Raw genomic sequence first — 22,361 nt, forward strand, 5'->3', positions numbered from 1 at the left:
TTTGTTACAGCTTAGAAGCAATCATTGCTCAGGCGTCTGCGGCCCTGGCTGCTGCTTCGATCTTGCGGGTAATGTACCACTGCTGTGCGATCGACAAGACGTTGTTGACCACCCAGTACAGGACCAGACCAGCTGGGAACCAGAGGAAGAAGAAGGTGAAGATGATCGGCATCAGCTTCAGTACCTTGGCCTGCATAGGGTCCGGCGGCGTCGGGTTGAGCTGCTGCTGGATGAACATGGTAGCGCCCATGATGATCGGCAGGATGAAGAACGGATCCTTGATCGCCAGGTCGGTTATCCAGAACATCCAGGGAGCCTGACGCATCTCCACGCTTTCCAGCAGGGTCCAATAGAGCGCGAGGAAAACCGGCATCTGCACCAGAATCGGCAAGCAACCACCCAGCGGGTTGATCTTCTCTTTCTTGTACAGCTCCATCATCGCCTGGGACATTTTCTGCCGATCGTCGCCGTGCTGTTCTTTCAGCACAGCCAGTTTCGGTGCTACGGCACGCATGCGCGCCATCGACTTGTAGCTGGCGGCAGACAGTGGGAAGAAGATCAGTTTGATAATGATGGTCAGGACGATGATCGACCAACCCCAGTTGCCGAGGATGCTGTGGATATGTTCCAGCAACCAGAAGATCGGTTGTGCGAGGAACCACAGAATGCCGTAGTCGACGGTCAACTCAAGCCCAGGGGACAGGGTTTTCAGGTGACCCTGAAGTTTCGGACCGGCATACAGAATTGCACTGACTTCGCCTTGGGCGCCTGCAGCAACCTGAACGGCCGGGCCGGTAAAGCCGACAATGTAATTGCCTTGGCTATCTTTGCGGGTCTGTACCTGATTGGCGCTGTCTTTGGCAGGAATCCAGGCAGTAACAAAATAGTGCTGCAGCCAGGCAACCCAGCCTCCTTGAACGGTTTCTTTGAAGGCTTGCTTGTCGATATCTTTCATCGACACTTTTTTGTACGGCTCTTCGGCTGTCCAGAGCGCGCCACCCAGGTAGGTCGCGGTGCCAGTGGCAGTGGTCGAAGAAGGGTCATCGCTGCCATCGCGCTTGAGCTGAGCGAACATGTTGCCGCTCCATGCTTTGTCGCTCTGGTTATCGATCAGGTAGCTGACGGTCATCTGGTAAGACGCAGGGTCTACACAGCCCGGCTTTTTCAGCTGTTGTTCACTCGCCGAGCACTGTGCGTTCAAACCACGCGTCAGGGTGAAGCGTTTGATGTAATTGATCCCGTCTTCGCTGAGCTTGAGGTCGACTTGCAGTTCGTCCTGCCCGTCAGCCAATTCGTAGCTCTGTTGCTCGCTGCTCCACAGCGCACGTCCACTGGACTTGTCCGGCGCGTTAGTGCCGATCAAACCGCTTTGTGCCAGATAGGTGCGTTCGCTACCGTTATCAAACAGCTGGAAAGGCACGTCAGGATGATCTTGCCGACGCGGGTACTGCGGCAGACGCAGTTCCACAACATCGCCACCGCGCGGGTCGATAGCCAGATCCAGGACGTCGGTTTTCACTCGAATCAGTTGGTTGCTGACGGCTACAGGGGCAACGCTGATAGAGCCTGAATCGGCGGCAGGAGCTGCAGTCGGTATGTCATCACCGTTAGCAGTTTTTGCGCTGGCAGTGGTATCCGGCAAGCCCGGAACGGTACTGCTGACTGCTGCAGTCTGAGTCGGCAGGGCAGCTTGACCGTAGTCCTGGTTCCACTGGAGAACCATCATATAGGACACGATTGCCAGGGCGACGATCAGGATCGAGCGTTGAATATCCATGATTATTCGGCCATCGAAGAGGAACGGGAGGTTTTCGCGGGGGGAACCGGGTCGTAGCCACCGGGATTCCACGGGTGACAGCGGCCAAGCCGGCGCAATGCCAGCCAGCCACCACGCATGAGGCCATTTTGTTCAATGGCTTCATGCGCGTAGCAGGAGCAGCTTGGATAAAAACGACAGTGACTGGCCATCAGCGGACTAATGGCATAGCGGTAGAACTGGATTGGAATCAAGGCCAGTTTACGCATGGGGACTGTCGTTCATCCCGATAGGGGTAGCAGTTTCCGGGCTTGGCTTGTTGCGTGCCAGGCGTTTCCAGAGCTTGTCGAACTGATTAGCCAATTCGACATTCTGCAGATCGCCCAGGCCTTTGCGCGCCACCACAACGATGTCCCAACCGACCAGTTTGTCCTGGTTCAGACGAAACGATTCGCGTATCTGGCGTTTCAGGCGATTGCGCTCAACCGAGAGCTTTACGCTCTTTTTGCCAATCACCAAACCCAGACGGGGGTGATCAAGCTCATTGTTGCGCGCCAGCAGCAGGACATTTTTGCCCGGAACTTTGCCGCTAGGGGAGTCGAAGACTGCCTTGAATTGTCGGGGGGTTAGCAGGCGCTTTTCCCGACTGAAGTCTCGACTCACCACAATACCGATATTTAGACGGCGAGACGCTTACGGCCCTTGGCGCGGCGACGCGACAGGACAGCACGGCCGTTCTTGGTGGCCATACGAGCACGGAAACCGTGGGTGCGAGCGCGTTTGATAGTGCTGGGTTGGAAAGTACGTTTCATGGTGCGGTACCTGGTCGTCGACTACGGGCCGGAATGGCCCCCGTTTTAAGAGACCGGCGATTCTAGAGACTCGCGAGGGTTAGGTCAATTTCCAACCAGCCTTTTCGTTAATAAAGAATATAGAGAAGAGAATATTTAAAGCTTTTCTATTATTTTAATAACTATTAGCAAGGCCTTTATCTGTGCATAAGTGCCTCTAGCCCTTTACTGGCGGCGCTTTCAAGCAAGGGCAAGTCTGTCAGGAAGTGGTGCTCCAGCTGTGTGCATGCAGCGGATAAGCTGGGGATGGAATGGTAAGTTATCCACAGGGCGGTTCTTCCACCACTTATGCCCAGGCTTATCCGCTGGGCTTAGGCAGGGTTATCCACAGAGCTAAATTCATAGTGATCGACCAACGGTCGATTCTTGTACTGACACTTCTAGCCAGGCTGCCGGGACCTTTTCGTGTGGATAACTTTGTCTTCGGCGGCTACAATGGCGGCTGTTTTTTGCATCGCCGCTTTCCTATTTAGGGGTTATCCGTGTCCGTTGAACTTTGGCAGCAGTGCGTTGAGCTTCTGCGCGATGAACTGCCGGCCCAGCAATTCAATACCTGGATCCGGCCGCTGCAGGTCGAAGCCGCGGGCGATGAGCTTCGCGTTTATGCACCCAATCGTTTTGTGCTTGACTGGGTTAATGAAAAGTACCTGACGCGGTTGCTCGAGTTACTTGCTGAACGGACCAACGGCATGGTGCCGGCGCTGTCTCTATTAATAGGCAGTAAACGCAGCAGTGCCCCGCGCGTAGCTGCCGTTGCCGCACCTGCGCCCGCCATAGCCACTACGCCAGCGCCAACCCAGAAGGCGCCACCGGTACTCTCAGAGCCATCGCGTTCCAGCTTTGATCCGATGGCAGGCGCTGCAAGCCAGACGGCTCCTGCGCGCACTGAGCGTACTGTGCAGGTCGAAGGTGGGCTCAAGCACACCAGCTATCTGAACCGTACCTTCACCTTCGATAATTTCGTCGAGGGTAAATCTAACCAGCTGGCCCGTGCGGCAGCTTGGCAAGTAGCGGATAACCCCAAGCATGGTTACAACCCGCTGTTTCTTTATGGCGGCGTGGGGTTGGGCAAGACTCACTTGATGCATGCCGTAGGCAACCACCTGCTGGCCAAGAATCCGAACGCTAAGGTGGTCTACCTGCACTCCGAGCGTTTTGTTGCCGACATGGTCAAGGCGCTGCAACTGAATGCGATTAACGAGTTCAAGCGTTTCTACCGTTCGGTGGATGCGTTGCTGATCGACGACATTCAATTCTTCGCCAAGAAAGAACGCTCCCAGGAAGAGTTCTTCCACACCTTCAACGCCTTGCTTGAGGGTGGCCAGCAGGTGATTCTCACCAGCGACCGCTATCCCAAGGAAATCGAAGGCCTGGAAGAACGCCTGAAGTCGCGCTTCGGTTGGGGCCTGACCGTGGCGGTCGAACCGCCCGAGCTGGAAACCCGGGTAGCGATCCTGATGAAGAAGGCCGATCAGGCCAAAGTCGATCTGCCCCACGACGCAGCGTTTTTCATTGCCCAGCGCATCCGTTCAAACGTGCGTGAATTGGAAGGCGCGCTCAAACGCGTGATTGCCCATTCGCACTTTATGGGACGCGACATCACCATCGAATTGATTCGTGAATCGCTGAAGGATTTGTTGGCGCTGCAGGACAAGTTGGTCAGCATCGACAATATCCAGCGCACCACGGCCGAGTACTACAAGATCAAGATTTCTGATCTGCTTTCCAAGCGTCGTTCACGCTCTGTGGCAAGACCTCGCCAGGTAGCGATGGCACTGTCGAAGGAATTGACCAACCACAGCCTGCCGGAAATTGGCGATGCCTTCGGCGGCCGCGATCACACCACGGTACTTCATGCTTGCCGCAAGATTGCTGAACTGAAGGAATCCGACGCGGACATCCGCGAGGATTACAAGAATCTGCTGCGTACGTTGACCACTTGAATACGCCACTCCACTAGGCAAGGGACTAGACCATGCATTTCACTATTCAACGCGAAGCCTTGTTGAAACCGCTGCAACTGGTCGCCGGCGTCGTGGAACGCCGGCAGACCTTGCCGGTGCTGTCCAATGTGCTGCTGGTGGTCGAAGGCCAGCAACTGTCGCTCACCGGTACCGATCTCGAAGTCGAGTTGGTGGGCCGTGTCAGCCTGGATGAACCGGCCGAGCCGGGTGAAATCACCGTACCGGCGCGCAAGCTGATGGATATCTGCAAAAGCTTGCCGAGCGATGCGTTGATCGACATCCGCATCGACGATCAGAAGTTGCTGATTAAGGCCGGCCGCAGCCGCTTTTCCCTGTCGACTCTACCGGCCAACGATTTTCCTACAGTTGAGGAAGGCCCAGGTTCGCTGACCCTCAGCCTGAGTCAAAGCAGACTCCGGCGCCTGATCGAGCGGACCAGTTTTGCCATGGCGCAGCAAGACGTGCGTTATTACCTCAATGGCATGTTGCTGGAAGTCCAGACTGGCATCCTGCGTGCCGTCGCCACCGATGGCCATCGTCTCGCCATGTGTTCCATGGCAGCCGAGATCGAACAGACCGAACGTCATCAGGTAATCGTGCCGCGTAAAGGTATTCTCGAGTTAGCGCGCCTGCTGACCGAGCAGGATGCCAACGTCAGCATAATCCTGGGCCAGCATCATATTCGTGCGACCACTGGTGAGTTCACTTTCACCTCCAAGCTGGTTGACGGCAAGTTCCCGGACTACGAGCGCGTCCTGCCGCGTGGTGGCGACAAGCTGGTGGTGGCTGATCGTCAGGGGCTGCGCGAAGCGTTCAGTCGTACCGCCATTCTCTCCAATGAGAAGTACCGCGGTATTCGTTTGCAGTTGGCTGCCGGCTTACTGAAAATTCAGGCCAACAACCCTGAACAGGAAGAAGCCGAAGAAGAGATCGCCGTGGACTATAACGGTAATCAGTTGGAGATCGGTTTCAATGTCAGCTACCTGCTTGATGTGCTTGGGGTTATGACGACAGAGCAGGTTCGTCTGATTCTGTCCGACTCCAATAGCAGTGCCTTGGTGCAGGAAGCCGATAACGACGATTCTGCCTATGTCGTTATGCCCATGCGTCTGTAATAGCTAAATGTCCCTTACCCGCGTCATGGTCACTGCGGTGCGTAATTTGCACCCAGTGACCCTCTTCCCCTCCCCGCGTATCAATATTCTCCACGGTGCCAATGGCAGCGGCAAAACCAGTGTGCTGGAAGCCGTTTATCTGCTTGGTTTGGCCCGCTCATTTCGAAGCATACGATTGCTGCCAATGATTCAGTACGAGCAACTTGCCTGTACGGTTTTTGGTGAAGTGCAACTGGCGGATGGCCGACAAAGTAGTCTCGGCATTTCTCGTGATCGTCAGGGCGAGTTGCAGATTCGTATTGACGGACAGAATGCCCGTAGCGCTGCCCAGTTGGCTGAAGCATTGCCATTACAACTAATCAACCCGGACAGTTTCCGCCTGCTTGAAGGCGCGCCCAAGGTTAGGCGGCAGTTTCTCGATTGGGGAGTGTTCCACGTGGAACCTCGCTTCATGCCAGCCTGGCAGCGCTTGCAGAAGGCCCTGCGGCAGCGAAACTCATGGCTGCGGCATGGTACACTTGACGCCGCTTCGCAGGCCGCCTGGGATCGTGAGCTGTGCCTTGCCAGCAACGAGATAGATGAGTATCGCAGAGCCTACATCAAGGCTCTGAAGCCGGTATTCGAGCGTACGCTGAGTGAGCTGTTGGAGCTGGAAGGTTTGACCCTCAGTTATTACCGCGGCTGGGACAAGGAGCGCGAGCTGAGTGACGTACTTGCCACTTCTCTTCAGCGCGATCAACAAATAGGCCACACCCAGGCTGGACCCCAGCGAGCCGATCTCAGACTACGTCTAGCAGCCCACAGCGCTGCCGAGATACTGTCGCGAGGTCAGCAAAAGCTGGTCATTTGTGCCCTGCGCATTGCTCAGGGCCATTTAGTTAATCAGGCCAAGCGCGGGCAATGCATTTATCTGGTGGATGACTTGCCGTCAGAACTGGATGAACAGCACCGTCGCGCCTTGTGTCGTTTGTTGGAAGACTTGCACTGCCAGGTGTTTATCACCTGTGTAGACCATGAATTGTTGAGGGAAGGCTGGCGCACGGATACGCCCGTTGCCATGTTCCACGTGGAACATGGCCGTATCACCCAGACCCACGACCACCGGGAGTGAAGCATGAGCGAAAACCAAACGTACGACTCCAATAACATCAAGGTCTTGAAAGGCCTGGATGCCGTACGCAAGCGGCCTGGTATGTACATCGGTGATACCGATGACGGTAGCGGTCTGCACCACATGGTCTTCGAGGTGGTCGACAACTCGATCGATGAAGCGCTGGCAGGTCATTGCAGCGACATCACCATTACCATCCACCCCGATGAATCGATCAGCGTGAGTGACAACGGTCGTGGCATTCCGGTGGACATTCACAAGGAAGAAGGTATTTCCGCCGCAGAGGTCATCATGACCGTGCTGCACGCTGGCGGTAAGTTCGACGACAACTCTTATAAAGTATCCGGTGGTTTGCACGGTGTCGGCGTGTCGGTGGTTAACGCCCTTTCCGAGCACTTGCTGCTTACCGTGCGCCGCAGTGGCCACATATGGGAACAGACCTACATCCACGGCGTGCCGCAAGAACCTATGCGGATTGTTGGCGACTCCGAGACTACGGGTACCCAGATCCACTTTAAGCCGTCTGCGGAAACCTTCGCCAATATCCATTACAGCTGGGATATTCTGGCCAAGCGTCTGCGCGAACTGTCGTTCCTCAACTCCGGTGTCGGTATCGTCCTCAAGGACGAGCGCAGCGGCAAAGAAGAGCTGTTCAAGTACGAAGGCGGTCTACGCGCCTTCGTCGAGTACCTGAATATCAACAAGACTGCGGTCAATCAGGTGTTCCACTTCAACATGCAGCGCGAGGACGGTATCGGCGTTGAAGTGGCCCTGCAGTGGAACGACAGCTTCAACGAAAACCTGCTGTGCTTCACCAATAACATCCCACAGCGCGATGGTGGCACTCACCTCGCCGGTTTCCGTTCGGCACTGACGCGTAACCTGAATGCCTATATCGAGCAGGAAGGTCTGGCCAAGAAACACAAAATCGCCACCACTGGCGACGATGCGCGCGAAGGTTTGACTGCGATCATTTCGGTGAAAGTGCCGGATCCCAAGTTCAGTTCGCAGACCAAAGACAAGCTGGTCTCCTCTGAAGTGAAAACCGCAGTCGAGCAGGAAATGGGCAAGCACTTCTCTGACTTCCTGTTGGAGAACCCGAGTGAAGCCAGGGCTGTTGTCGGCAAGATGATCGATGCTGCCCGCGCCCGTGAAGCCGCTCGCAAAGCGCGGGAAATGACCCGCCGTAAAGGCGCGCTGGATATCGCCGGCCTGCCTGGCAAGCTGGCTGACTGCCAGGAAAAAGACCCTGCCCTATCCGAACTCTACATCGTGGAAGGGGACTCCGCGGGCGGTTCTGCCAAGCAGGGCCGTAACCGCAAGACCCAGGCGATCCTGCCGCTCAAGGGCAAGATCCTCAACGTCGAGAAAGCCCGCTTCGACAAGATGATTTCTTCCCAGGAAGTCGGCACGCTGATCACCGCGCTCGGTTGCGGTATCGGGCGCGATGAGTACAACATCGACAAGTTGCGTTACCACAACATCATCATCATGACCGACGCCGACGTCGACGGCTCGCACATCCGTACCCTGCTGCTGACTTTCTTCTTCCGTCAGTTGCCAGAGCTGGTCGAGCGCGGATACATCTATATCGCTCAGCCGCCGTTGTACAAGGTCAAGAAGGGTAAGCAGGAGCAGTACATCAAGGACGACGAGGCCATGGAGGAATACATGACCCAGTCGGCCCTGGAAGATGCCAGCCTGCACGTCAATGAAAGCGCGCCCGGCCTGTCTGGTGCGTCGTTGGAGCGCTTGGTCAACGACTACCGGCTGGTGATGAAGACACTCAATCGCTTGTCGCGTTTGTACCCTATCGAGCTGACCGAACACTTCGTCTACATCCCCCGTGTCAGCATCGAACAGCTGGCTGACAAGGATGCCATGCACGTCTGGTTAGGCCTGCTTGATGCGCGCCTGAAAGGTATGGAAAAGTCCGGCCTGGTATACAAGACCCGGCTGCAGGAAGATCAGGAGCGCCACCTCTGGCTCCCGCAGGTCGAGCTGATTTCCCATGGGGTTTCCAGCTACATCACTTTCAACCGCGACTTCTTCGCCAGTAATGACTACAAGACCGTTACCAGCTTGGGCGACCAACTGAACAGCCTGCTGGAAGAAGGCGCCTACGTGCAGCGCGGCGAGCGCAAGAAACCAGTAACCACCTTCAAGGATGCCTTGGGCTGGTTGATGACCGAGAGCACTAAGCGCCACAGCATCCAGCGTTACAAGGGTCTCGGTGAAATGAACCCGAACCAACTGTGGGAAACCACCATGGACCCCGACGTACGTCGCATGCTCAAGGTGACGATCGAAGACGCCATTGGTGCGGATCAGATCTTCAACACCTTGATGGGTGATGCGGTGGAGCCACGCCGGGAATTCATCGAGGCCAACGCTTTGGCGGTATCAAACCTGGACTTCTGACATGGTGTAGGTGGGCAAAGTTAATCGCCAATTCGGTCAAAGTTAACGGCCCACTGCTCTACTAAAAAACCCCGGCAGACCTAAAGTCTGCCGGGGTTTTAGCGTTAAAGGGGGAGATTTTCCAGGCTCCAGGTAACGCCAACTTGTACAGTCTGGTTCCGACCACAGCACGCTTTGCTAGTAATGCAGCTAATCCTGGGAACCAGTCACTGGGGGTGTGGTTTATCAGTCATCCCGCAACTGATCAGTGGATGGCCCGGTCGCTGATCGACTTGTTGCCAAACACCTGTAAGGGTGAAATCTTGATGACAAGTGTCATCACAGTGAGTACCCGGTCATGGCGTCCATACACATTCACATCGACGACGAGCTTAAAGCTCGCGCTTTCCGTGAGCTGGAACGACTTGGCGTTACCCCTTCCGAGCTGATGCGCCAAGCCTTGCAGTATGTGGCTGATCGAGGCCAGCTGCCATTTCGTCCAGGGCTGACGGCCGAGGAAGATGAAGCGTTAATCGTCACGGTTCGTCAACGTCAGGCAAGTCCTCAGCGCGTAAAGGTTGCGCTGGATGACCTATAGCCTGAGTTTGATGCGGCACTGCAGGAATGGCAAAAGCTGGGTGATATCGCTCGCCAGCAGCTCAAGAAAAAGTGCGCTGATATATTGCGCAATCTGCGTATCGATGACCGGCAGCGGCCTTGCTGCGGATGTGGAGCAAACGCCAAGCCGGCTATAAGCCAATAGGCTAGCTGGTCCAGCTCAATGGAGTTGCTGGGCACGACAGGCTAATACGCGACTGTGTGCAGGGCAGGAGGACTCGGTAAGCCCGGAGCTATTGTGCGACGCAACACCGCATTGTAGAGCGCGGGTCGCTGATTAGGAGAGTGGAAGACCGATGGCTTGACCCTGCTGAAGATGGGAAAGCCAGAAAGCACTGAGGGGAGCCTGGGCTCCCCTCGAATAGGTGACGTGTGCTTTGTTTTTATTATGTAGCGATCTGTTGTTGTTATTAGCGATCGGCTTTTTTTCATCAGATCCCCAAGAGGGATCAAGGGCAAACGTATTTTTTTGGTTGCTGGTACTGCCATTGTCACTAGGTGATCCAACCAGGACGGGCTACCTCAGGGTAGTTTTATTGTTCTATAACTGGTTGCCGGTTATGAATCCCGGAACAACACACACTCTCCAAAAAAATCTGTTGGCTACTTCTCTGTGGTGTTTTTTTTGTTTTGCCAGAGTCGAGATGTTTTTCTTCTTGCTGTTCTTATTGTTGTTCTTATTGTTGTTCTACCGTTGATATAGCACAGCCCGTGCCAGTTATTAAATATTGTTATATATCAATGGTTTGTAAAGTTATCGGTTTTTCAGCCGGATAGAAAGTCGGCTGATCTGTTTCCGTATCACTCAGTTACGTTACCCGGCGACGGCCGTCGTAACACCTGATGCCCAGTTGGGCGATGCTCCTCTCGCTGCCGCTCGTCAGATGTGAAAAGGCAGGGGTTGTGAAGGTGCAGTGGCTGAGCGATCCAGCCGTCTGTTGGAACCTGTCGCCATATAGACGTTCTAATTAGTCCTGCAGCAGGACGCTGCCACAAAAAAAGCTGATGGCTCCCCTCCCCGCCCCTCAACTAAACGCCCGCGCAATGACATGACCTGGCCGGAGACAGGATAAAAGATGTCGTCCGCAGAAATGCAGCGGATTTCAGCAAACGACAGCATAACGGTGAGGCCCAAGTCAGCGAAGACGCAGCCAAGCCGAGAGCTGAATATGCTGGCGGTCCACTACCCGGATGCCTTGCCATCACCTAGCGTTGAGCCGTGAACCTGCACTGCCATGATTTCACCGCACTGCCTTGCCCAAGCAGATAAGGGGCAATCCGCAAGCAGTCCATTGAACAATTACAAGCACGACGCCGAAGCCGACCTGAAGGTTGCTCCAGACCCTCAGTATCAGGCGAGGCGCTGGGCATAGGACCTTTATGACTATTGTTTTGTCGGGCGCGATCATCACGCTTTTGCTTATCACTTTGTATGTCCTGGTACGCTGGGGTAATGAGCGCTGTCATGGCTCTGAGCCGGTGGGGTTGTTGACCTTCATGGCGATTCTGTTCACCTCGGGTCTGGACATGGGCCTGATCATCTTTCCGCTGACCGAGTTCCCGGTCTACGCCGAGGATGCGCAATATCAGTTCTCCAACCCATTGGCTGTCGGGTTCGGCTTCTGGGGCTTTCTAATCTGGGTGTTTTACTTCATCACCACCTTCTACTTTTGCGTGATCGAGCCGCGGGTGAAGTTCTTCGAACTGAAACCGGTAAAGATCATCAATAACCTGGTGATCATCTCGACCTGTGCCTTCACGGCCTATCTGTTCCTGGTGAACATCGCCTGGTATGCCCCGGAACTTAGCGAAGCCTGGGGGTATCTGGTGGTGTTCCTGATTCTGTTGGCGGCGGTCTATTCGAGTACGGATATCAAGTACCTGAAGATCCTCAGCGTCGCTTCGACCTGGTTGTTCTTCGCCCTGATTGCCGGGATGTGGTGGTGGATGGATGCCGATGCAAGCTACGCCGCCGAGGCCGCTTCTGCGATCGGTACCGGCTACTTCGCCGAGTTGCATGAATTCATCCTGCCGCTGAGCGATTACCACGCCTTCTACCTGTTTTGGTGGTTCGCCTGGAGCGTGATGATCGGGCAGTTCGTTTCGCGCTTTGTCGGCGGTTTGAAGACGTATCAATTGCTGCTGGCGTTGCTGATCATCCCTTCTATTCCGTTGGCGATATGGTTCTCCGTCTTGTACTACTACTTTGCCAACGCCATTGAGATCACCCTGCTCCTGAAGTTGGCGATGGTTACGGTGGGGGTTATCTTCGTGATCAACTCGGTCGATTCTCTGGTGCGTTTGTACACCGATAATCTGGGGATCAAGGTCGAGAAGCTGGGGCGGCCGAGGTTCATTCTGCTTAACGTGAGTGTCTTGGCGGCGCTGGTTCTGCTGTTCAAATTCACCCCGTTCGAGATTCAGTCGGTGGGGCTGGTGGTGATTGGCCTGTATGCGGCTGCCATTACGACCATTGTCTGGCGCCATCGACCGGCGTTGGCGGCGATCAATGACTGAAGCGCTGGCTGAATTTGCGGTAAGGCAAATCCAGCTTCGCTGCAGTCGAATAGACGACCATGGATAAATCGCTAGGCCAGCGGCACCCACCAGTAGCGCACGAAGTGGAAGAAGATCGGCGCGGCGAAACATACCGAGTCCAGGCGGTCGAGCATGCCGCCGTGGCCTTCGATCATATGGCCCCAGTCCTTCACCCCGCGGTCGCGTTTGATCGCCGACATTACCAGGCCGCCGGCAAAGCCCAGCAGGTTGACGGTCAGGGCCATCAAGGCGGCCTGCCAGAAGTTGAACGGGGTGATCCAGCACAGCAGCGCGCCGATCAGGCAGGACAGGCTAACGCCGCCGATAAAGCCTTCGACAGTTTTCGACGGTGACAGACGCGGCGCGATCTTGTGCTTGCCGAACAACTTGCCGCAGACGTACTGCAGCACATCGGACAGCTGCACCACGATGATCAGCCAGGCGATCAGCAGCAGGTTGCGCCCTTCATAGCCGGGGATGTCCAGGGTCAGCAGCGCGGGCACCGAGGAGATGCAGTACACCGCGATCATCAGGCCCCACTGCACCTTTGACGCGCGTTCGAGAAAGCGCGTGGTGTCGCCGCCCAGGGACGCCAGGATCGGCAGCAGCAGGAACAGGTACACCGGGATAAAGATGGCGAACAGGCCGTACCAGTCGAAGGCGATCAGCAGGTACTGCATGGGCAGCGCGAAGTAGAAGGCTGCGACCAGCGCCGGGTAGTCGCTGCGCCGCGTGGGCGTCAGGGTCATGAACTCGCGCAGGGCGTAGAACGAGACGAAGTAGAACAGCAGGATCACGCCCAGGTTGCCGAACAGAAAGGCGATGCCGATCACCAGCACCATGACCCACCAGGCATTGATCCGCGCATTGAGGTTATCGATTACCGGATTGGGGCTGTCGCCACTGCGCCGCTTGAGGAAATAGCCAATGGCCGAGGCGAGCAATAACAGCGCGCCGATACCGGCGAACAGCAGCAGGGTGTTGTTATCCATCTCAAGCCTCCTCAGGAGCTAGGGCCAATAAGGCGTTACGGGCGCGTTCGAGGAACGCCTGCTTGCTTTCATCCTGCAGATGTTCCAGCGGCGTGCCGAAACTCAGGGTGCACAGCAGCGGCAACGGCAGGGCCCTGCCCTTGGGCATGACCCGATTGAGATTGGCGATCCACACCGGCACCAGTTCGATGTCAGGACGCAGCCGGGTCAAGTGGTACAGGCCGCTTTTGAACGGCAGCAGGCCGTCCTCCAGATTGCGTGTGCCTTCTGGGAAGAGGATCAATGAGTCGCCTTGATCCAGAGCATCGAGCATCGGCTGCAATGGGTTGGCTTCCGGCGTCGCGCGCTCGCGGTCGATCAGTACGCCGTTGAATACTTTGTTGATGAGGTAGCGGCGCAGGCCGTCGCGTTGCCAGTAATCGGCCCCGGCCACCGGTCGGGTGCGGCGGCGCAGTTCATCCGGTAGCGAGGCCCAGAGCAATACGAAATCGCCGTGGCTGCTGTGGTTGGCGTAATACAGCCGCTGCACGGGCTGTGGCGTGCAACCCAGCCACAGTGCGCGGGCACCGGTGAGCAGGCGTGCAGCCGAGGTGATGACGAACGCGGTGAGGGACGCGAGCATGGACGACTCCTTATCCAGTGATTGAAAGCCGGGAATGATTGATTCGTTCGCCTGGTTGGCCGCGTGCAGACGAGGGCATTGGACAGGGCAGCTCTACGCCGACACTATCGAGACATCCTTATTGCGAAGCAGTTGGCCGTGCCGCTTCCCCCAGGCCCTGGCGTACGCGGTTATAGAGGGTGTAGAGCAACAGCGCGAGAATCACCGCGAGCAGGCCATTGAGCCAGGCAGCGGGCAGCAATCCGCTGGCCACGCCGGCTCCCAGTACACCGAAACAGAAGGCGCGGTCGCTCTTGCCCATGGGGCCGTCATAGCGGCGCGAGGCGCCGACCATGGGCCCGAGCACGCCGGCGTATTCGCTGGTCAGGGCCAGCAGCACGACCAGCACGACCAGCAGCGGCGACACTCCGGGGAGCAAGGCGAAGGGCAGATACAGCGCGCTGTCGGCGATCAGGTCGCTGAGTTCATTGAGGTAGGCACCGAGCCGCGACTGTTGGCCGAACTCGCGGGCGAGCATGCCGTCGACGGCATTCAGCGCCATGCGCAGCAGCATCCACAGTGGGATCAGGGCGAACAACCAGGTGTGCTGATGCAAGGCCAGCAGCAGGCTGCCAAGCAGCACGGAGACCACGGCGGCGAACAGGGTGACCTGATTGGCCGTCACGCCTTTGTCGTAAAGGTGCTTTACGCCCGGGCGCAGCAGGTTCTGGAAAGCGGGCTTGAGCTGATAGATGGACAGCATGGAGTTGAATTCCCTTTCAATGCAGTTGCCTGTCCAAACAGCTTAGCCGTTTTGCCTATTCAGCTGTCGTTCAAAACTGTGCGCCAGTGCCCGATTATCCAGACGGGTGAAAACTTATGCCCAGATACCAAGCATTCAAGGCTCTTTTTAAAGTGTTTAATAATCAGCTAGTTATATCGAATAATGAGATTTTTTCGATATTTTACGCACAGCTTATCCACAATTTATGCCGATCAGTACAGATTGCCCATCATGCCGAATACAAGCGCTGCTAGATGCTTTTGCTGACGTCGCAGGCAGCACTTTCAGCAGCCAGCGCGCCGATATCGCGCTGTGCCTGGCTGACCCAGGCGAAAGCGCGCTCATTCAACTCGGCAATTGCCCGTGGGCCTGTGCCTTCGGCGTGCATGGCCGGGCCTATCACCACCTGAATGGTGCCGGGGATTTTGCCCCAGCCCTCTTTGGGCCAGAACTCGCCGGCGTTATGGGCGATGGGCAACACCGGCAGGTTGGCGTTGACCGCCAGCGAAGCGCCGCCACGGGAGAATTTGCCGATCTGGCCGGTGGCGATCCGCGTGCCTTCCGGGAAGATCAATACCCAGGCGCCCTGCTCCAGGCGCTCGTGGCCCTGCTTGGCCAGTTGCTTGAGCGCCGCTTTGGGGTTACTGCGGTCGATGGCGATGGGTTTGAGCATGGCCATCGACCAGCCAAAGAACGGCACATAAAGCAGTTCGCGCTTGATCACCTGGCTCAGTGGTTCGAACAGCGCCGAGAGGAAGAAGGTCTCCCAGGTGCTCTGGTGCTTGGCGAGAATCACGCACGGCCGTTGCGGGATGTTCTCCAGGCCTTTGACTTCATAGCGGATGCCCATCACCACCTTGGCCAGCCAGACGGCACAGCTGCACCAGGCCTGGTTGACGAAACGGTAGCGCGCCCGAAACGGCAGGAAGGGCGCGACGAATACGCTGAGGATGCACCACAAACACGCGCTGACAGACAGCAACAGGTAGAAGAGGAAGGTTCTGAGGGTCTGCAGTGTCGACATGGGAGCGTTTACCGTCCGGCTTTATTTCAGTGAATTAGTTGGCTGGCGACCGCCGCCAGATCATCGAATACCAGGGTGCCCGCAGGCAATGGCTTGGCCAGGGTCAGCAGGCCCTTGCCGGTCTTGACCAATACCGGCTGACAACCGACGGCCAGCGCGGCGTTAAGGTCACCGCTGCTGTCACCGACAAACCACACGCCGGCCAGGCTGACCCCGTAATGCGCCGCGATTTGCAGGAGCATACCGGGCTTTGGCTTGCGGCAGTCGCAGCCGTCATCCGGGCCATGTGGGCAATGCACGATCAGTCCCAGTTCGCCGCCCTGCTCGGCGACCAGCTGGTGCAGGCGCGCGTGCATGGCGTCGAGCGCCGTCTGGTCGTAATAGCCGCGCGCTAAGCCTGACTGGTTGGTGGCCACTGCGACCGTCCAGCCGGCCCTGGACAAGCGCGCGATGGCCTCGACTGCACCGGGCAGCGGAATCCACTCATCGAGGGTTTTGATATAGGCGTCGGAGTCGTAATTGATTACACCGTCGCGGTCGAGAATCAGCAATTTCATGGGGCGTCCGTGCCGGGTTGCGGTGTTGGCCGCAACCCGGCGAAGGGTGATGGTGGGTATCGCCGCGCTCAAACTGCGCGGCTCGACTCATCCTTCGATCAGGCAGGCAAGCGTCAGCTCAGCACCGAGATATCGGCCACGCCAAGGAACAGGCCACGCAACTTCGCCAGCAGGGCATAGCGGTTGGCCCGCACTGCCGGGTCTTCGGCGTTGACCAGCACCGACTCGAAGAAGGCGTCGACCGGTTCGCGCAGGCTGGCCAGTTGCGCCAGGGCGGCGCTGTACTGCCGCGCTGCAGCCAGTGGCTGGACGGCCTGTTCGGCCTGCTGGATGGCGGCGTTGAGGGTGAACTCGCTCGGCGTATCGAAGTGGTGGGCCTGGATGCTTGCGGCGACCTGACCCTCGGCCTTGCCCAGCAGATTGGACACGCGCTTGTTGGCGGCAGCCAGGGCTGCCGCCTCAGGCAGTTTGCGGAAGGCCTGCACAGCCTGCACGCGCTGGTCGAAGTCCAGCGGTGAGACCGGATTGACCGCGCGCACAGCCTGATACACGGCGACCTCGACACCTTCGTCTTCATAACGCGCACGCAGGCGATCGAAGATGAAGTCCTGCACCTGGGACGCCAGATCGCCGGCTTTGACTTTGCCATCGAACTGCTCGATGGCAAAGGCGACGGTGGCCACCAGATCCAGATCCAACTGTTTCTCGATCAGAATACGCAGCACACCGAGGGCTGCACGACGCAGGGCGTAGGGGTCCTTGCTGCCGGTGGGCAACATACCGATGCCGAAGATGCCGACCAGGGTGTCGAGCTTGTCGGCCAGGGCCACGGATGCACCGGTCAGGGTGCTCGGCAGCTCGGCGCCGGCACCACGCGGCATGTAATGCTCGTTGAGCGCCAGGGCGACGTCTTGCGCTTCGCCGTCATGCTTGGCGTAGTAGTAACCGGCGATGCCCTGCATTTCCGGGAACTCGCCGACCATCTCGCTGGCCAGGTCGCACTTGCACAGCAGGCCGGCACGCGCGGCACGCGCAGCGTCGCCGCCGATGCGCTGGGCGATGAAACCAGCCAGGGCCGAGACTCGCTTGGCTTTGTCAAAGACCGAGCCGAGCTGGGCCTGAAACACCACGTTGGCCAGGCGCTGGTTGAGGGTCTCGAGCTTGTGCTTCTGGTCCTGCTTGAAGAAGAACTCGGCGTCGGTCAGGCGCGGACGCACCACCTTTTCGTTGCCGGAGATGATCTGCTGTGGATCTTTGCTCTCGATGTTGGCCACAGTAATGAAGCGCGGCAGCAGCTTGCCGTTGGCATCGAGCAGGCAGAAGTACTTCTGGTTGTCCTGCATGGTGATGATCAGCGCTTCCTGCGGCACCTCGAGGAAGCGCTCCTCGAAGGAGCAGACCAGCGGCACCGGCCATTCGACCAGGGCACTGACTTCATCCAGCAGCGCGGGCGGCACTATCGCCGTGCCCTGCTGTTCGCTGGCCAATTGTGCGATGCGCGTGGCGATCTGCGCACGCCGCTCGGCGAAATCGGCAATCACATAGGCGCTGCGCAGGTCTTCGGCGTAGTTGGCCGGCGCCGAGATGCGCACCTCGTGGTTGGCGTGGAAGCGGTGACCGCGCGATACCCGACCGGATGTCTGGGCGAGGATTTCGCAGTCGATCACGTTGTCACCGAACAGCATCACCAGCCACTGGCTCGGACGGACGAATTCGGTCTTGCGCGCGCCCCAGCGCATGCGCTTGGGGATCGGCAGCTCGTTCAGCGAGGTTTCGACGATGCCGGGCAGCAGGCCGACAGCGGCCTGGCCGGGGATGCGCTGGCTGAATTTCAGTTTGGGCCCGCTCTGGTCGATCTCGGCCAGATCGACGCCACATTTCTTGGCGAAGCCCAGCGCCGCCTGGGTCGGATTGCCTTCCTTGTCGAAGGCTGCCTGCACGGGCGGGCCATCGAGGTTCTGGATGCGATCGGCTTGCTGTTCTTCAAGCTGCTCGACCAGCACCGCGAGACGCCGTGGCGCGGCGTAGTAGCGCACCTGGCCATAGCTCAGGCCGGCGGCCTTCAGGCCTTTTTCGATGCCGGCGAGAAAGGCCTGGCCCAGGGTGTTCAAGGATTTCGGCGGCAGCTCTTCGGTGCCCAGTTCTACCAGAAAGTCGTGCGCACTCATTCTGCTGCCTCCAGCTTAGCCAATACTTCATCACGCAGGTCCGGGGCGGCGAGCGGGAAGCCGAGTTTGCGTCGTGCTTGCAGGTAGCTCTGCGCCACGGCGCGGGCCAGGGCACGTACGCGCAGGATGTATTGCTGGCGTGCGGTGACCGAAATGGCGCGGCGGGCATCCAGCAGGTTGAAGGTGTGCGAGGCTTTGAGCACCATCTCGTAGGTCGGCAGCGGCAGTTCCAGCTCGATCAGGCGATTGGCTTCCGACTCATAGAAGTCGAACAGCTCGAACAGCTTCTCGACATTGGCGTGTTCGAAGTTGTAGGTCGATTGCTCCACCTCGTTCTGGTGGAACACATCGCCATAGGTGACCTTGCCAAACTTGCCGTCGGTCCACACCAGGTCGTACACCGAGTCGACGCCCTGAATGTACATGGCCAGGCGCTCAAGACCGTAGGTGATCTCGCCGGTCACCGGGTAGCACTCGATGCCACCGACTTGCTGGAAGTAGGTGAACTGGGTGACTTACATGCCGTTCAGCCAGATTTCCAAGCCCAGACCCCAAGCGCCGAGGGTCGGCGATTCCCAGTTGTCTTCGACGAAGCGGATGTCATGCACCAGCGGATCGATGCCGATGGCCTGCAGCGAGCCTAAGTACAGCTCCTGAAAGTTTTCCGGGTTGGGTTTGAGCACCACCTGGAACTGGTAGTAATGCTGCAGGCGGTTGGGGTTCTCGCCATAGCGGCCGTCGGTGGGGCGACGGGAGGGCTGCACGTAGGCAGCGTTCCAGGTCTCCGGGCCGATGGCGCGCAGGAAAGTGGCAGTGTGGAAGGTGCCGGCGCCCACTTCCATATCGTAAGGCTGCATCACCACACAACCTTGCTCGGCCCAGTATTGTTGCAGGGTGAGGATCAAGTCTTGGAAGGTGCGCACGGCAGGCGTAGTCTGGCTCACGGAAAATTCACCTGTTGGGGCTGCGACAGAAAGGGCGGCAGTATACCCCAATCCATGCGGCCTCCACCGCCCAGGAAGGCCCTATGCCCCGCTGCTTCTGGTGTACCGACGATCCGCTCTACCAGGCCTATCACGATCAGGAATGGGGTGTGCCGCAGTACGATCCCCAGGCCTTGTTCGAGTTACTGCTGCTGGAGGGCTTCCAGGCCGGTTTGTCCTGGATAACCGTGCTGAAGAAGCGCGAACGCTACCGCGAGGTGCTGTTCGGCTTCGATCCCCAGCGTCTGGCCGTGATGAGCGATGAATACCTGGAAAGCCTGATGCAGGACGCCGGGATCATCCGCAACCGCCTGAAGCTCAAGGCCGCGCGGCAGAATGCCCAGGCCTGGCTCCGGCTGGAGGACCCGCGGGCGCTGCTCTGGTCGTTTGTCGGCGGCGCGCCAATGATCAATCACTTCAACCAGCGCAGCCAGGTGCCGGCCATCACCCCTGAGGCTGAAGTCATGAGCCGCGCGCTGAAGAAGGCCGGCTTCACCTTCGTCGGCCCGACCATCTGTTATGCCTATATGCAAGCCACGGGGATGGTCATGGATCACACCACCGACTGTGACCGCTATGCCGTGCTGGTGTAGGGGGAACGTTATGGGTGTTGCCTGCCGGGTAATCTGGTCGCGGGTTTACCGCGAGTGGAAATGCTTACCGTTGTCGGATTTCGCTGCGCGCAGCAGCAACCCGTGTCTCTGGTTACAATAAGTGCCTTTTTGACCTGTGGAGTGGCCTGTGGAAAAGCTCAAAGGTGCCTTGGTTGTGGGGTTTTTGCGCCTGTTCGCCCTACTACCCTGGCGTGCGGTGCAGGCCGTGGGCGCAGCGATTGGTTGGTTGATGTGGAAGCTGCCGAACAGCTCGCGCGAGGTGGTGCGGATCAACCTGGCCAAGTGCTTCCCCGAACTGGACGAGGCTGCGCGTGAGCGCCTGGTCGGTCAGAGCCTCAAGGACATCGGCAAGACCTTCACCGAAAGCGCCTGCGCCTGGATCTGGCCGGCACAGAAATCGATTGGCCTGATCCGTGAAGTCGAGGGCCTGGAAGTCCTCGAGGAGGCTCTGGCCAGCGGCAAGGGCGTGGTCGGTATCACCAGCCACCTGGGCAATTGGGAAGTGCTCAACCACTTCTATTGCGCCCAGTGCAAGCCGATCATTTTCTACCGGCCGCCCAAGCTCAAGGCGGTCGACGAGCTATTGCGCCAGCAGCGGGTGCAGTTGGGCAACCGGGTGGCGCCCTCGACCCGTGAAGGCATCATCAGCATCATCAAGGAAGTGCGCAAAGGCGGTGCCGTGGGAATTCCCGCCGACCCTGAGCCGAGCCTGTCAGCGGGTGTGTTCGTGCCCTTTCTGGCGACCCAGGCGCTGACCAGCAAATTTGTCGCCGGTATGCTGACTGGCGGCAAGGCCCGCGGTGTGTTTCTGCATGCCTTGCGACTGGCCGATGGCTCTGGCTTCAAGGTGATCCTTGAGGCTGCGCCGGCAGATATGTACAGCGAAGATGTCGACGTCGCGGTGGCCGCCATGAGCAGGGTCATCGAGAAGTATGTGCGGGCCTATCCGAGCCAGTACATGTGGAGCATGAAGCGCTTCAAGAAGCGCCCGCCAGGCGAGCAGAAGTGGTACTGAATTGAAGCGCTCAATTGGCCTTTGCCCAGCATAACTATTCGGCTTTTCCGGGATTCTGCGTTATTAATCGCACTTCACCTGCTAAGGACAGTCACGCATATGCCCAGCAACCGCCAGCATCCACGTACCTCCATGAAGTGCCGGATCAAGATATGTCACCCGAGTTTCGGTGAGGTGGTGGCGCAGACCCGCGACCTTTCCGATGGCGGCGTCTATGTCAAACACCCGCAGCTGTCAGCTCTGCCATTGGGCACGCTAGTCACTGGGCAGGTGCAGGATTTGCCGATCGAGGCGCCGGTGCTGCAGATGGAGGTGATGCGCGCGGATCCTGAGGGCGTTGGCTTGCGCTTTGTTGCGCGCGAGTAAAAGGCCCCTCGCCCACTGCGATCCCCCGGTCGTCTGCTGCGTGCAATAAAACTTATCTCCGCGGTCAAGAAAACGCTAGAATGCCGCGCGGCGAATACTCCAGCGCCGCCGCAATGGGTTCCCTAACCCCATCTCATTCAAAAAGGATATGCCATGCCAACAGTCCCCGCGACGATCTGGCGCCCGGTTTTAGCCGGCCTGATCGCCTTTCATATGCTCATCATCATTGCCAGCAACTACCTGGTGCAGCTGCCCATGACCCTGTTCGGCTGGCAGACCACCTGGGGTGCGTTCAGCTTTCCGTTCATCTTCCTGGCAACCGACCTGACCGTACGCCTACTCGGCAAAGGCCCGGCGCGGCAAGTGATCGCGCGGGTCATGCTGCCGGCGCTGGTCGCCTCTTATGGGGTGTCCGTGTTGTTCCAGAGCGGCAGTTTTGCCGGCGTAAGCGCGCTGCAGGAGTTCAATGTATTCGTCGCGCGCATCGCCCTGGCCAGTTTTATCGCCTATGCCCTCGGGCAACTGCTGGACATCCAGGTATTCGACCGCCTGCGCAACCTGCGCCAATGGTGGGTGGCCCCGGCTGCGTCGACGGTGCTGGGCAACCTGCTGGATACCTTCGCCTTCTTCTCCATCGCCTTCTGGCACAGCAGCGACCCATTCATGGCCGAGCACTGGGTCGAGATCGCCAGCGTGGATTACGTGATCAAGCTGGCGGTCAGCCTGATACTTTTCGTGCCGCTTTACGGCATGCTGCTCAACGCCATCGCCCGGGCTGTGCCCAAACGCGGGGCGCTGTCTGCCCGAGGCTGACGGCGGCGCAAGAGTGCGCAGGGTCAATGAGTGTCACCGCGGCGGGGGGAACTCGGCGTTCCCCCCGCGCCTAGGCTCAGAAAAACCTCGG

Annotated in this window: 20 protein-coding genes and 2 pseudogenes; 11 read left to right on the forward strand and 11 right to left on the reverse strand. The window is 58.2% G+C overall.

Translation table 11 applies throughout. The features are described 5' to 3' along the window. Window positions 1-28: 28 nt before the first annotated feature. Genes yidC through rpmH form a run of 4 tightly spaced genes read right to left on the reverse strand, consistent with a single transcriptional unit; the run spans window position 29 to window position 2,568 of the window. Complete coding sequence (yidC, locus tag Q8K09_RS00480) at window positions 29-1,777, reverse strand: membrane protein insertase YidC (protein ID WP_305252899.1); 1,749 nt, start codon at window positions 1,775-1,777, stop codon at window positions 29-31. Between the two features lie 2 nt (window positions 1,778-1,779). Continuing rightward, the gene (gene yidD / locus Q8K09_RS00485) at window positions 1,780-2,025 is read right to left on the reverse strand and encodes a membrane protein insertion efficiency factor YidD (protein ID WP_305252901.1); all 246 of its coding nucleotides are present in this window, start codon (window positions 2,023-2,025) and stop codon (window positions 1,780-1,782) included. Continuing rightward, a complete protein-coding gene (gene rnpA, locus Q8K09_RS00490; RefSeq protein ID WP_305252903.1) occupies window positions 2,018-2,419 on the reverse strand; it encodes a ribonuclease P protein component in 402 nt (133 codons plus the stop codon). Before rnpA ends, yidD begins: the two co-directional genes overlap by 8 nt. A 14-nt stretch (window positions 2,420-2,433) precedes the next feature. Further along, window positions 2,434-2,568 carry a 50S ribosomal protein L34 gene (gene rpmH, locus Q8K09_RS00495; protein ID WP_002551315.1) on the reverse strand — a complete coding sequence of 45 codons (135 nt, stop codon included), beginning with the start codon at window positions 2,566-2,568 and terminating at the stop codon, window positions 2,434-2,436. Window positions 2,569-3,089: 521 nt separating this feature from the next. On the opposite strand from rpmH, the gene dnaA reads away from it, so the two are divergent. The 7 genes and pseudogenes from dnaA to Q8K09_RS00530 all read left to right on the forward strand — a co-directional run bounded on the left by dnaA (window position 3,090) and on the right by Q8K09_RS00530 (window position 12,332). Further along, on the forward strand, window positions 3,090-4,550 hold the full coding sequence (dnaA, locus tag Q8K09_RS00500) for a chromosomal replication initiator protein DnaA (protein WP_305252939.1): 1,461 nt from the start codon (window positions 3,090-3,092) through the stop codon (window positions 4,548-4,550). A 32-nt stretch (window positions 4,551-4,582) separates the two neighbouring features. After that, window positions 4,583-5,686, forward strand: a complete 1,104-nt coding sequence (gene dnaN, locus Q8K09_RS00505) for a DNA polymerase III subunit beta (protein ID WP_305252941.1) — start codon at window positions 4,583-4,585, stop codon at window positions 5,684-5,686. 7 nt (window positions 5,687-5,693) lie between these two features. Then, window positions 5,694-6,797, forward strand: a complete 1,104-nt coding sequence (gene recF, locus Q8K09_RS00510) for a DNA replication/repair protein RecF (protein ID WP_305252943.1) — start codon at window positions 5,694-5,696, stop codon at window positions 6,795-6,797. A 3-nt stretch (window positions 6,798-6,800) separates the two neighbouring features. Next, window positions 6,801-9,218, forward strand: coding sequence for a DNA topoisomerase (ATP-hydrolyzing) subunit B (gene gyrB, locus Q8K09_RS00515; protein ID WP_305252944.1), 2,418 nt, complete (start codon window positions 6,801-6,803; stop codon window positions 9,216-9,218). A 337-nt stretch (window positions 9,219-9,555) separates the two neighbouring features. Further along, entirely contained in the window at window positions 9,556-9,795 is a 240-nt protein-coding gene (locus Q8K09_RS00520) for a type II toxin-antitoxin system RelB/DinJ family antitoxin (RefSeq protein WP_305252945.1), read from the forward strand. An 18-nt stretch (window positions 9,796-9,813) separates the two neighbouring features. After that, window positions 9,814-9,882: pseudogene (locus tag Q8K09_RS21215) on the forward strand (type II toxin-antitoxin system mRNA interferase toxin, RelE/StbE family); the annotation flags it as partial. Between the two features lie 1,313 nt (window positions 9,883-11,195). Then, the gene (locus tag Q8K09_RS00530; protein WP_305252946.1) at window positions 11,196-12,332 is read left to right on the forward strand and encodes a BCCT family transporter; all 1,137 of its coding nucleotides are present in this window, start codon (window positions 11,196-11,198) and stop codon (window positions 12,330-12,332) included. A gap of 71 nt (window positions 12,333-12,403) precedes the next feature. On the opposite strand, the gene Q8K09_RS00535 is transcribed toward Q8K09_RS00530, so the two are convergent. From Q8K09_RS00535 to glyQ, 7 genes and pseudogenes are all read right to left on the reverse strand, one after another. Then, window positions 12,404-13,345 (reverse strand): phosphatidate cytidylyltransferase, encoded by a 942-nt coding sequence (locus Q8K09_RS00535; RefSeq protein WP_305252947.1) that lies wholly within the window; start codon window positions 13,343-13,345, stop codon window positions 12,404-12,406. 1 nt (window position 13,346) lies between these two features. Then, on the reverse strand, window positions 13,347-13,967 hold the full coding sequence (locus Q8K09_RS00540; RefSeq protein ID WP_305252948.1) for a 1-acyl-sn-glycerol-3-phosphate acyltransferase: 621 nt from the start codon (window positions 13,965-13,967) through the stop codon (window positions 13,347-13,349). A 118-nt stretch (window positions 13,968-14,085) separates the two neighbouring features. After that, a complete protein-coding gene (locus Q8K09_RS00545; RefSeq protein WP_305252949.1) occupies window positions 14,086-14,709 on the reverse strand; it encodes a CDP-alcohol phosphatidyltransferase family protein in 624 nt (207 codons plus the stop codon). Between the two features lie 271 nt (window positions 14,710-14,980). Beyond that, complete coding sequence (locus tag Q8K09_RS00550) at window positions 14,981-15,754, reverse strand: 1-acyl-sn-glycerol-3-phosphate acyltransferase (RefSeq protein WP_305252950.1); 774 nt, start codon at window positions 15,752-15,754, stop codon at window positions 14,981-14,983. Between the two features lie 26 nt (window positions 15,755-15,780). Then, the gene (gene gmhB, locus Q8K09_RS00555) at window positions 15,781-16,311 is read right to left on the reverse strand and encodes a D-glycero-beta-D-manno-heptose 1,7-bisphosphate 7-phosphatase (protein WP_370869467.1); all 531 of its coding nucleotides are present in this window, start codon (window positions 16,309-16,311) and stop codon (window positions 15,781-15,783) included. A 113-nt stretch (window positions 16,312-16,424) separates the two neighbouring features. Beyond that, window positions 16,425-18,479 (reverse strand): glycine--tRNA ligase subunit beta, encoded by a 2,055-nt coding sequence (gene glyS / locus Q8K09_RS00560; RefSeq protein ID WP_305252951.1) that lies wholly within the window; start codon window positions 18,477-18,479, stop codon window positions 16,425-16,427. Next, window positions 18,476-19,423: pseudogene (gene glyQ / locus Q8K09_RS00565) on the reverse strand (glycine--tRNA ligase subunit alpha). The gene glyS and the pseudogene glyQ overlap by 4 nt, the downstream one beginning before the upstream one ends. 83 nt (window positions 19,424-19,506) lie before the next feature. On the opposite strand from glyQ, the gene Q8K09_RS00570 reads away from it, so the two are divergent. The 4 genes from Q8K09_RS00570 (at window position 19,507) to Q8K09_RS00585 (ending at window position 22,270) form a co-directional block, all read left to right on the forward strand. Then, window positions 19,507-20,055 (forward strand): DNA-3-methyladenine glycosylase I, encoded by a 549-nt coding sequence (locus Q8K09_RS00570; RefSeq protein WP_305252952.1) that lies wholly within the window; start codon window positions 19,507-19,509, stop codon window positions 20,053-20,055. A 148-nt stretch (window positions 20,056-20,203) separates the two neighbouring features. Further along, entirely contained in the window at window positions 20,204-21,091 is an 888-nt protein-coding gene (locus Q8K09_RS00575) for a lysophospholipid acyltransferase (protein ID WP_305252953.1), read from the forward strand. 99 nt (window positions 21,092-21,190) lie between these two features. Continuing rightward, window positions 21,191-21,457: a PilZ domain-containing protein gene (locus Q8K09_RS00580; protein ID WP_305252954.1), complete on the forward strand. Its 267-nt coding sequence runs from the start codon at window positions 21,191-21,193 to the stop codon at window positions 21,455-21,457. 153 nt (window positions 21,458-21,610) lie between these two features. Continuing rightward, entirely contained in the window at window positions 21,611-22,270 is a 660-nt protein-coding gene (locus Q8K09_RS00585; RefSeq protein WP_305252955.1) for a 7-cyano-7-deazaguanine/7-aminomethyl-7-deazaguanine transporter, read from the forward strand. Window positions 22,271-22,361: the final 91 nt, after the last annotated feature.

Origin of the sequence: Pseudomonas sp., assembly GCF_030683065.1 — a bacterium.
Classification (GTDB): domain Bacteria; phylum Pseudomonadota; class Gammaproteobacteria; order Pseudomonadales; family Pseudomonadaceae; genus Aquipseudomonas.